11 protein-coding genes are annotated in these 9855 nt (G+C 56.5%); 10 read left to right on the plus strand and 1 reads right to left on the minus strand.

The window, feature by feature from the left end; translation table 11 throughout:
- Nucleotides 1–8: 8 nt before the first annotated feature.
- The 6 genes from GTO91_RS15815 (at nucleotide 9) to GTO91_RS15840 (ending at nucleotide 4463) form a co-directional block, all read left to right on the plus strand.
- The gene (locus GTO91_RS15815) at nucleotides 9–293 is read left to right on the plus strand and encodes a hypothetical protein (RefSeq protein ID WP_161259699.1); all 285 of its coding nucleotides are present in this window, start codon (nucleotides 9–11) and stop codon (nucleotides 291–293) included.
- A gap of 234 nt (nucleotides 294–527) precedes the next feature.
- Complete coding sequence (locus GTO91_RS15820; RefSeq protein ID WP_161259700.1) at nucleotides 528–1229, plus strand: hypothetical protein; 702 nt, start codon at nucleotides 528–530, stop codon at nucleotides 1227–1229.
- Between the two features lie 562 nt (nucleotides 1230–1791).
- Nucleotides 1792–3072, plus strand: coding sequence for a replication-relaxation family protein (locus tag GTO91_RS15825; protein ID WP_161259701.1), 1281 nt, complete (start codon nucleotides 1792–1794; stop codon nucleotides 3070–3072).
- A gap of 110 nt (nucleotides 3073–3182) precedes the next feature.
- On the plus strand, nucleotides 3183–3518 hold the full coding sequence (locus tag GTO91_RS15830) for a hypothetical protein (protein ID WP_161259702.1): 336 nt from the start codon (nucleotides 3183–3185) through the stop codon (nucleotides 3516–3518).
- Between the two features lie 12 nt (nucleotides 3519–3530).
- Complete coding sequence (locus GTO91_RS15835) at nucleotides 3531–4148, plus strand: metal-dependent hydrolase (RefSeq protein ID WP_407929536.1); 618 nt, start codon at nucleotides 3531–3533, stop codon at nucleotides 4146–4148.
- A gap of 120 nt (nucleotides 4149–4268) precedes the next feature.
- On the plus strand, nucleotides 4269–4463 hold the full coding sequence (locus GTO91_RS15840; protein ID WP_161259704.1) for a hypothetical protein: 195 nt from the start codon (nucleotides 4269–4271) through the stop codon (nucleotides 4461–4463).
- Between the two features lie 119 nt (nucleotides 4464–4582).
- Here GTO91_RS15840 and GTO91_RS15845 read toward each other — a convergent pair whose 3' ends face one another.
- Nucleotides 4583–4855: a hypothetical protein gene (locus GTO91_RS15845; RefSeq protein WP_161259705.1), complete on the minus strand. Its 273-nt coding sequence runs from the start codon at nucleotides 4853–4855 to the stop codon at nucleotides 4583–4585.
- A gap of 528 nt (nucleotides 4856–5383) precedes the next feature.
- On the opposite strand from GTO91_RS15845, the gene GTO91_RS15850 reads away from it, so the two are divergent.
- The 4 genes from GTO91_RS15850 to GTO91_RS15865 all read left to right on the plus strand — a co-directional run.
- Nucleotides 5384–5758: a DUF6075 family protein gene (locus GTO91_RS15850; protein WP_161259706.1), complete on the plus strand. Its 375-nt coding sequence runs from the start codon at nucleotides 5384–5386 to the stop codon at nucleotides 5756–5758.
- Nucleotides 5755–8265, plus strand: a complete 2511-nt coding sequence (locus GTO91_RS15855; RefSeq protein WP_161259707.1) for a type IV secretory system conjugative DNA transfer family protein — start codon at nucleotides 5755–5757, stop codon at nucleotides 8263–8265. The genes GTO91_RS15850 and GTO91_RS15855 overlap by 4 nt, the downstream gene beginning before the upstream one ends.
- A gap of 24 nt (nucleotides 8266–8289) precedes the next feature.
- Nucleotides 8290–9165 carry a S1 RNA-binding domain-containing protein gene (locus GTO91_RS15860; protein WP_161259708.1) on the plus strand — a complete coding sequence of 292 codons (876 nt, stop codon included), beginning with the start codon at nucleotides 8290–8292 and terminating at the stop codon, nucleotides 9163–9165.
- Nucleotides 9165–9855 (plus strand): hypothetical protein (locus GTO91_RS15865; RefSeq protein ID WP_161259709.1); only part of this gene is annotated, 691 nt, incomplete at its 3' end. The genes GTO91_RS15860 and GTO91_RS15865, both read left to right, overlap by 1 nt.

A 9855-nucleotide genomic window follows, 5' to 3' on the forward strand; every position in this document is an offset into this window, starting at 1 on the left:
GGACAGTTATGGCCAAGTATACTGTCAGCATCCCGGACGGATGCGAACTGGATACGAAACTCAGGAACATGCCCAACGGTACCCGGTCTGTCTGGCTGCGGGAAACGCTGCTGAGAGCCGTACAGGCGGACGCCCAACACCAGGCGGTCATGGCGGAACTGGCTGCGATCCGGAGTGTCGTTGAGGAAATCCGCCGGGATGGGGTGATCGCGCAGCCGTCCTCACCTTTACCGGAAGAGGACAATCCCTTCACAGACCTTTTCGGGGAGTTTCTTGATGATGGGGACGGTTAAGCCTGTAACCCCTCTCGCGCCTTATACAGAAAGGCGTAGAGCCTCATCCGGTATACCTCCCGAAAAACCGTTGGGATACCGCCAAAAGCCGTGAAATAAAGGGAAAACGGAACATTAGGTATACCTCGGCTCTGAAAGCCTGTCAATCGCCGGAATGCAGGTATACCTCAACATGCGAAAACCTTTGCCTGATAAGGGGCTGGGTAGGATGCCATTAATGAATGGAGGGTCTTTATGGACAAGCCACCTTTCCCATTGTTTTTGGAAACCATGCAGGACTTGAAGGTCCGCATCAGCCGGATGGAACAGGTGATCGCGGAAAACGAGGATGAAGTATCCGAAGACAAAATCTATCGCGCCTTCTCCGATTTTCTTGATCACGCACTGGCTCCTGCGCAGTCGGCCACACACAGCGTGTTTTCCTGGGCCGCTAAACGGTTGATGCACCAACACCCGCTGCGAATTGCCTATCCCGGCGGGAACCTCGAAGTCATCCGGGATGGAGTGATTCGGATTACTGTTCCAGAGCGGACGGAACGGTTGGAAACATTTTGTGACATGAAAGGGAACTTGAAATCTAATGCTTACAGGGCGGCCTGGGAACGGTGGGTCGGCTATGTGATAGGCGCTGTCCGGATTGCGAAGGAAGAAAGACGCCTGCCGGACGGACTCCCCTGGAAGAAGACGCTGGTTGTGGTTCATTTTTATGTTCCAACGAACGTCCGCTGGGATCCCGACAACCGCACTATCAACATCATCTTAGACACTGTTGTCTCTAGCCGGTTGGCCGTGGACGACAGTTGGGACAAGATGGTGCACATGGTTCAGGGCTTCTACGACCCGGAAAACCCACGGACGGAAATCTATGTGATTCGGGACGGATTAGCCGTCGGAGAGGCCTTTCTTTGCTCCTTGACGGCAGCGGTTGAGCCTTAATCTACCCCGTGGAATCAGGTCGACTAAGGCGATAAAAACGGCCTAAACGTATAAGAAAAACAAGGTAGGGTTTCCACCTCGTTTTACCTGTAATTTCGGGTAAAGCAAGTGTCCTTGCACTACCCCCTTTTCTAAAGCCTAAAAGGATGGGATATTTTCGCTTTGACACAAACGTAGGATTTCGGCCGGAAATGCTTGCTGGACAAGGGTTGTGCCCTTGTCTTACGTGTTTTACGGCTGAGCGGCGATTTGAGGGAAAACAGAAGGCGCTAGGCCTTGAAAAATGCCTATTCGTACAGGTTTGAATCATATCCCATCCGGCTAGAGGGGGGAGCGAAAAGGAAGTAAGGGGGGTTCCTGAAACGAAACAGCCCATTTCGGGGCGACGCCGAGAAGCGCGACAGCGATTCGAGGTGTCGCCCCACACTCCCCCCACCCCCACCGCCGCCTCCCCATCACTGCAACAAAGCCCCGGCAGACGTGCGGCGGCACACGCGACAGCGGGGGACGCGGCACGTCTGCCTGACCATGCAACCCCAACCGGCAATGGAAGGAGAGAGCGATGGGCCGACACAAGGGAATCACGCTTACCGAGCGGGACCGGGACGTACTGAAAAGCATCCTTCGTTACCGCGTTCTGACATTGAACCAGATCCACCGGCGCTTCTTCGGGGGCCGGGTGCAGTATCACCAGAAACGACTGAGCCAACTGGTCGAGGAAGGCTACCTGCGGGTCGAATACCTGGGCGCAGAACCGGGGACGCGAAACAGTTGCTCTGGTTCCGGCCGGGAAGCCAACTGCTACGTCCTGACCGGGCGCGGCATGCGCGTTGCCACCGAGGGCGACGAGGACGAGTCCTACCGCAGGGCGCACGACAACGCCCCCGAGAACAAGTTCCAGCTTCGGCGTCTCGTGGACATCAACGAAATCTTCGTCCGGCTCTACGAATACGGCATGGACGATTGGCAGTGGCTTTCCTCACGAGAGGTCAAGAAACAGTGGCATGTGCCCGCCAAATTCCAGTGGGCCGCCGGGGGCCTGCAAAGGGGGGAGCAGGAAATGTTGATCTGGTATCTGGCGCCGTTGCCCGAAGGGAAGCGTCCCAAACGAAAGCGCATCGAACAGGACGGAGAGGACACCATCGAAATCTTCGAGGGCGACCCGGTGCGAAACACCTTCCGGCAGATTGCCGACACCGCACAGAAGAGCCTCGTGCTGGACGTGGCCGTCCTCTGCAAGGACTGGGACACCTGGCAGAACACCGTTCAAGGATACCTGAACCTCCCGCTCCAACAGCGCCCCGGCGTGCGCTCTCTGCACATCTTGCACATCACCCACCTGGATTACCTCCTGGCCCACCTGAACGGTTGGCTAAAGAAGCCAGCAGAAGGCTTGCTGGAGAAGGCGCTGCGCCCGCCCCGGAGCGCAGAGGTTCACGCCCGGTATGTCACCGAGGATGAGCAGAATTTCGTCGTCGACGCCACCACGGGCGACATCATCCACCTGCTCCATGCGGAAAACCGAATCGCCAACCCGAACACACGGGAGCGGGAGGGCGTCATCGTCGCCCACCACCCCAACTATCTCGGCATCCTGAGCCCCGCTGTCCTCGACCGGGCCAGGGTGGAGGTTTTATCCGAGCGTCCCCAACCCGAACAGACCACCCGCCAGCGGCCCCTGCGGCAAGCACAGCGGGCCAATGCAGAACCCAGCAAGCGTGTCGCCTTCGGCATTCCGGAATCGGAGCGCAACCGCCTCTACGACCTTGCCAGACAGGCCGACACGAGCCCAACCGAACTGTTGCGGACCATCACTCGAACCTTTCTACGGGAACAGGGATAACACTCGTCGAAAGACGAGTGAGACAACATCGAACAGTGTTCGCAGAATATTAGAACGTATGTTCTCAAAAAGAAGCCTTCGTGCTACACTTAACGGAGGGAGGCGATCAGATGGACGCAAAGACGCAGGCTTTTTTCCAAAGGAACTACCTGTGGCGGCCGATGCTCCTGCCGGAGCACCGGCTTGGGACGGCTGCAGCCGCAAGGGCTGCAATGACGGAAGAGGAGCCGGTAGCGGCGCCCTCGGAGGAACGACGGGAAGAGATGGAGCGGCTGCTATGCGAGGCCATGCGGCAAGGCGAGCCGTTGCGAATACGGGTACGCAAGGGAAAAAGAGGAGAGTGGATTGAGTGCATTCCCGTGGGAGCGGGAAAGCGCCTGAGAATCCGGCAGGGGGAGTATGAGCGGGAGATTCCCCTGTCCGACATCCTGGACGTGGAGGAATAGGGGGGAAGGCGAATCAAGGCTAAGACCCATGTGGCGGCTGGCATTGCCGGAACACTGGCATTGCTGCCGCCTGTTGACGGCACAGAAGAACTCTTTTTGTCCCTTGGCTTGGCAGCTTTGGGAAGCCTGCTGCCGGATTTGGATGAACCGAATAGTGTGATCAGTCGCCGGTTGCTTCCGCTGCCGGTTTTTTTACGCCCCGTTGCCATCTTTCTGATGGGAGTCGGGGCGTTGCTCTTGGCATTGACAGGTGGGGCGCCAACGGGGGTTGGCGTACTGGGTGGGATATGGTTGATGGGGGCGGCGCGATATCCGCACCGGACATTTACCCATTCCCTAGTCGTCGGGCTCCCTATTGTTGCGCTCATGGCCCTCCTTGTGGAGCCCGCCTGGGCTTATCCCCTTGGAAGCGGCTATCTTACTCATGTGCTCGGCGATGTCCTTCACGAATCGGGCGTGCCATTGTTTTGGCCAGTGAAAGGAAAGAGCAGAACCCCCATCACATTGGGACATCGATGGTGGGGTGTCGAACCGCTTTTGCAAGTGGCCGCAATCTGCTTCAGCATGGTATTACTCGTTGAGCGCCCAGAAATGCCGCAATGGGTGGCGCGGTTCAGCGGTCTTATCTGACTGCTCCGGCCAAACCTTGGTTTCACACACTTTTCAGGTTCATCGCATATCATTTGGATTACTCGGGGTTCAACGAGTGAATATGCGATATTTCCAAAAGCTTGCAAAGGAGTGGTGTTCATGATTCAACGCATCTTCGCTCGTCGAGAACCTAGCACCGTCGAAAAGGCCATTCTGAACCGGGCCGAAAAGGACGTAAAGCACCTGCTTTTCGGCTGGATGGAGAAGCGCCAGGAAAAACAAATCGCCGGTTCCCTCCGCGTCCTGGGTCAGTATTACGCCCAGGAGATACAGAGGAGCCGGCTTCCAGGGTAACGACGAGATGAGAAAACACGATGAAACCCCGGCATCCTAATCAGGACCGGGGTTTCATGCTTTTTGACGCAATGCAATCACTAAGGATAGAGTCATGTTTATCGCTTCTCCGCACTGGCTCATAGCTGGATAGCGGAACGGTGCTTCCTACCGCTTGACTCCCTGACCAATATGAGTCTGCCATCGTCACAGGCGGCCACCCGATACCGTTCTCCCTGGTGGAGGATGAGGTAGCCCGGCTTCAGGCCCGATTGCTCGATATCTGCCGACAGGTCGACAAAGATTTTGTGCCATGTCTGGCCGCCATCAATGCTGACTTTCAGCGTGGTGACTGTGGACTCGACGCAATCGGTGTCGGGGTAGACCCGAGAAACTTCCTGATAATCGAACATACAATCGCCCCCTTTGGGCTAATTGTATCATGAATGTCACGTTGGGAACGTGCGTTCCAATATATCCAAAATTGATGTTATCCGATGCTGGATATACAGTTTAATTATGCTAGTAAGTTCAAGGCTACTTGGTGAATAATCGATGCTCCATGTAAGAAAGTCGCATACAAGGCCTAACAAGCACAGGCCGACCATGGATGGGAAAATTCTCTTCATTTTTAAATCCCCCTTGTAATATTAGGTTTGAGGCAATGTTACGCAATGAGTGTAAAAAATTTTTTTGTTGTCCTCAGCTCATTGACGATGAGTTTGTAGTTAAAAGTGGGAGATTAACATACTTTTTTTTAACCAGTTATTCTTAAACAAAGCAATATTTTTGGGCATATTGTCACGGATCTACAAATAGCCATAAAGGATGCCGGTAAGCCACTTGTGTGCTTCCCGGCATTTTTTATTGAGGTGGGAACTCAAACGGACGTAAGGAAACCGTAGATATCCCACGCCAAATTAATAAAGGGAGGTAGAAACATGGACGACACCATCCTCATTCCTCGGGCCGCCCAAGAGATGCTGGCTCGGGACAGCACAAACCGTGGAGACCGGGAACGCCTGGCGCTGTTTTACATCCTGGGTAGCGTGTCAAAACTCAAACGGATGCAGACGCGAATCTATGATTTCAAGGAGCGCCAGATCATCCCGGAGGTACTGTCACAGGCGGACTTTTCCCATGGCGAACGGTGCATGCTCAAACTGGCCTTTCATCTGTACAACGGATGGGAGTGCCCTTCGGTACGAGACTTGTTCTCGACCTTCGACGAGGACTTTCGTACCATCGCCCTGAAGGCCATCGCCATTCGCTTCCGGTGGTCTGAACTGGTCTTCGAGCCGGAGGATGGAGCATGAACAACGCAGCCATTGGCATGATCCTGATCAGTTCGGGGGGATACGCGGCGGGTGTGTTTTTCCCGGAACAGAACCGGATGCTTTTCCCCCTGATCCTGCTGGTACTGGCTGCGGGCGGATATCTGGCAAACCGAAAGAAAAATGACCAAACGGCGCGCCTGTTCGGTGTGGCCACGGTCGTCAACATCACATGGCTGGCATCCACCTACGCACAGGGCCTCACCCTGCCGATGGCGGAACGTCTGGCCGCAATCCCATCACTGTCGGGATGGGCAAGGCGCATCCCGGTTATCGCCGCCTTGGCGCCGCCGCTGCTCCTCTCCACCGGAATAACGCTGGTCTTCGTCCGGCAGTCCCAAGGGGAGAAGATGCAGGCCAGGATGCGGCAAATCACCGATGCCGCCCGCCAGCAGGGATGGATTGCTACTCTCCTTTCACTGGGAAAAACAAATACGATAATAGACCTTTCCTATATGGACGTGGAAATCTGCAAGGATGTCGATACAAATGAGCCGGTCGCCCTTACTGGGAAGGACCGGTTTTTGCATACCGGCATCTTTGGCCCCACCGGCTGCGGCAAGACGAGCAGCATCATCAAGCCGATGGCCTATCAGGACCTCCAACGCATCGCTGATGGCCATAAACTGGGCCTGACCTTCATCGAGCCCTCCGGTGACCTTGCCGAGTGGGTTGCCGAGAAGTGCGATAAGCTGAACATCCCCTGCGTCCACGTTGACCCGGAACGGCCCGACACGAAGAAATTCAACACCATGCAGGGCAAGGACAACGACGTGGCTGAGGCCACCCGGGCAGTTCTCAAGTCCATGTTCGGGAAGCAGGAGGCCTTCTTCGCCACCGTCCAGGAGACCATGGCTAGAAATACAGTTCTGCTTCTCAAGCGCATCCACGGCGATCACATCGACTTTACGACGGTCATGCGCATCCTCCGCAACACCAACGAACTACAACAATCGGTCAGCCTGTATAAACGGATCCGCGGCAACGATGACCTGGCGGAATACTTCGATGCGGAAGTCTTCGGCTCCATGCAGGACAAGCTCTACCAGTTCGCCGCCGGCCTCCGGCAGCAGATGGCAGATATCGGAACCAACGAACTGCTCCAGCGGGTGATGAACGGCCCCTCCGATATCATCCTGGATGACCACCTGGAGAGGGGCGGGCAGGTGCTGGCCGTCAACACGGCCATGGGACCTCTGGGGAAATTGGGGGACGTGTTCGGACAGTTTGTGATGATGCACATGCAGAACGCCGTCTTCCGGCGCGACGGGGATGAATGGACCCGAACGCCCCATGTACTCTATGTGGATGAGTTTCCCCGCTACATCAACCCCGACTTCGACCGCTTCCTTACCCTCGCCCGCAAGTACCGCTGCGCCGCCGTGCTGGCATTGCAGAACTCATCCCAGTTGCTTAAGGCGGACAGCCGGGAGTTTCGGGAAACGGTCCTGGCCAACACGCGCAACAAAATCTGGTTTGGCGGCCTGCCGGAGTCGGACGCCAAGTGGGTTGAGCGGGAGTGCGGCATGGTGGAAGTCATCGACACCAAGAAAAGTTTCGACCATCACCCGATCCTGCCGTCTGTTTTTCCGGAGCGGGTGCAGGAGAGCGCCAAGCTGGAACCGCGATTCCATTACACAAAGGTGATGGAGTTGGATTCTTTCCACATTATCCACAAACGAATCCAGAACGGTCGCCCCATGGCGCCGGGGGAGGGTGTCTGCTCCTTTATCCGGGAGAACGACAAGAAGAAGCCGGTATCTCCCATCCGGGATGCCCTGAATCGGTTCCGGGCGTTGGAGGAACGGATGGAGGCATATACGGCCCAGGGCGGCAGCCAGGAAGAAGCGTTGGATTTGCTCCAGGAAACGGCCCGGTTGAAAGGGGAGGTATTCCGGCTTGACTCGATGGTCAGAGAGAAAAACCGCTGGCCCTGGGAGAAAGCCGCCTCGCGGGTGATGGAGGACATTGTTCGCCGGGCTATCGACCAGTTGGAACGGTGGGAACAGGTTCTCGCCATGCCAGCGGAACCGGGTGAAGAGAAACATGAGGAGGTGACGACCAGTGAAAAGGAAGTAGCTATGGCGTCCGAGGCGATTATTCCGGAAGCACAGCCAATCGTGTTTCTGGACGATGATCTAGCAGTTGGGGGCCCAACCTCGAACACGCAGCCTGTTCCCGTCGTTTCATCAGAAGCGCCTGCCGCTCCGGTTCCGCCGATTGAACCCCAGAAGGAGAACGTACCGCAACAAAAAAGCACCGGGGCGATGCCTCCGGTGGATGTGTCCCAACTCAAGGTGGGGAAGCGGATTCCGGGGTGGACCTGTCCCCTCTGTGGACGCTCCCTGATTCTGCGCAACAGCAAGCATGGATTGTTTGCCGGGTGCTCCGGCTTTATCGAAACCGGCTGCGCCGGAAAGACGAAACTGCCCAAAGAAATGCTGGAGGAGATCCGGCGCCTGCAGGCGGCCCAAACAGAGGGCCGCTAAAATATTTGAAAGGGGTTTTTCATTATGACGACATCCAACCTGATTACCATGTTCCGGCCGGAAGGCTTCTCCTACGAACATAGCCGGCCGGCGGAAAGCGCCTGGGTGGAGATCTACCGGGCCAAGCAGAACGACATGATCGTCCAGGCCCTGGCGGGGGGCATTGAAAAGCACCGTATGCCGGTGCGTAAGGACGGGAAAATCGAAGAGACGGAACAACCCTGCCTGATCGCTTTGCCCGGCGATGACATTAAGGTGATCATCCCGATGCACTTGAGCGGAATGACTCGGGAGCGGGACTTGCAGCAACTGGTCGGCGCCAAAGTGGCCTTCAGTGTTATTGCCGTCGACAGGGAATCTGGCCTGGTTGTGGGTTCCCGCCTGGGGGCCTTGGAGAAGATGGCCGAACGCACCTGGAAGGAACTCAAGGTGGGCGCGATCCGTGATGCGGTGGTTCGCAAGGTGAACCGGGTGCAGGCGTACCTAGACCTGGGCGGTGTCTATGTCTGGTTGAAGCCCCAGGATGCCGGACACACCTACATCCCCGACATGCGAGATTCCTTCAAGGTGGGCGACGTGGTGCGGGTCCATGTGACCGAACTGGACCGGGAGAAGCAGAGCGTCAAGGTCTCCTTGAAGCCTCTGGTGGAAGATCCGTGGAACCATGTGACCCGGCGCTACCTGGTCAAGGGGAAATACCATGCCCGTGTCACCAAGACCATGGAAACGGGGTTCCTGGTCACTCTGGCCTGCGGCGTGACGGCCTTCGTACCCCATCCTCGCCACCGGCGCTTGATGATTGGCGATGAACTGGTTGTCCAGATCCGCAAGATTGATCCCCAGGAGCGCCGCATCTGGGCAGTGGTTCCCAATCCCAACCGGGGAGGTCAGCGCAAATAATGGTGGAAAAGAATCGGATGCCTTTTCTCGTCGGTGGACGAGTGGAAGTACATTGGACAAAGAACGGGGCAGGTCAGGGGATTCCCCTGACCCTGCTGCCGGCCGAGAAGCAGGGATATGCGGGGCGGATTGAGCGGGTGCTTCAATCCGTCCGGTATGCCACTGTCTGGCAGGTGGCCCACATGGCTTTCGACGGAAGGATGGAGATTGCCCGCCGTCACCTGGATGCGCTGGTGCGCGCCGGTTTTCTGCAGCGTCACCAGATTGTCGTTCCTTTCACTGGAGAAAAAGAAAAACCGTCTGGTGACGGCAAAGAAAAGGAACCGCTCTTTCACCTGCTGGCCAGCCGGGAACTCTTTGCGCCATCGGATGAAGAAGATCGGCCGGCGCCGCCCAGGGCCGGGGTGTATTTCTATAACCTGAGAGGGATTGTTCCTAAGGAGACAGACAGTGTGCTGCTGAAGATCCTCACGGCGAATCAGTTGGCGGCTAGATTGGCTAGAGAATCTGTCGATTTCGAATGGGCTGTACTTGGTGGTCGACCGTGGACGGCGGTAGTGAAGACCATTGCAATGACGTATCATGTAGCTGTGCTTCAGCGGGTTCAGGGTGAGATTGACCGCATTGTAAATGACCTCCGCTGGATGACGGACGAGAAAGTCCTGTTTATTCTTCCGGATAGGAGTATGA

This window comes from Heliomicrobium undosum, from assembly GCF_009877425.1.
Classification (GTDB): domain Bacteria; phylum Bacillota; class Desulfitobacteriia; order Heliobacteriales; family Heliobacteriaceae; genus Heliomicrobium; species Heliomicrobium undosum.